The 1,019-nt window shown below is 26.6% G+C and carries 1 protein-coding gene; it reads right to left on the bottom strand.

Annotated elements, in window-relative coordinates:
- Positions 1-230 precede the first annotated feature (230 nt).
- Positions 231-911: a hypothetical protein gene (locus MPF13_RS15430; RefSeq protein ID WP_249983659.1), complete on the bottom strand. Its 681-nt coding sequence runs from the start codon at positions 909-911 to the stop codon at positions 231-233.
- Positions 912-1,019: the final 108 nt, after the last annotated feature.

The following is a 1,019-nucleotide window of genomic DNA, read 5'->3' as shown; positions in this document are numbered from 1 at the left end:
GACCTTCAACTTTTTGATACCTTTCAGAACAACCAAATGAAATAATTATAATGAATATTATCAGTTTTGTTTTCAGTTCCATAATTGTTTACAACTTGTTTATATATGATTTGTTGCGTGGTTTGAGCAACTAATTTAGTAAATAATTACTGACCAAGAAAATCCGCGAGGATTTTCGCAAGTAAGCAAAAAGCCAGCAATAAATTATATATGGTGTTGGGCGTAGTTTTTTAATACATCTGTTGTTCATTTTCTACTTTAAATAATTCTAAATTCATTTTTTGCTCTATTTCAGATTCCAATTCTTTTTTGCAACCTAATAAAATTGGAGCATTTTCAGCTGTTGTTAAACACCAATTTAAACTTTCCTCAAAAAGACAAGTATCTAACTGAAAACTATATAATTCCTGTATTTCAAAATATTTTTCCAACGTTATATTTGTATATTCTTTTTGTAAGTCAGAAGTATAATAATCATATTCTTCATTCTCACAAATTAATAAATTCAGTTTTGAGTTTTGAGAGAGTTCTTTCAGGGATTCTTTAAGTTTCCTAATACTTAAACTATCCAAATAGTGAATTCCAGGATTTTCAGGAATTAATTCAACTGTTTTTTGTGAATATTCGACATTAAATTTTTCTGACAAATATTTAATTGAAACAGGTTCATACAGTTCTTCTTTTTTTAGTAAAACATTAAATTCTTGCTCAATTCTTACTCGTTTGTTTTGTTCTTCTAATGTTTCGTTTTTTAGAGGATATTTTTCAAATGGAAATTCTTCAATTATTCCATAAACCCAATGAACAATAAATTTTGATTCAAAAATTTCAGGAATATAATTTTTCGCAAAATTCCAATTGTCTGAATTTTGATTATTATAAAAATCTTTAAAGTCGTTAAATATTTTCATTTTTTAATTACGCCCAACGTGTTTGTACAAGGTTAGTTGCGTGTTTTAAGCACTAAATTTACTAAATAATTACAGACAAAGAAAATCCGCGAGGATTTTCGTAAGTAA

It is taken from the genome of Polaribacter sp. Z022 (genome assembly GCF_023555495.1).
Lineage (GTDB): Bacteria > Bacteroidota > Bacteroidia > Flavobacteriales > Flavobacteriaceae > Polaribacter.
Note: the sequence above shows the minus strand (reverse complement) of the source record. Positions and strands in the feature narration are given on the sequence as shown.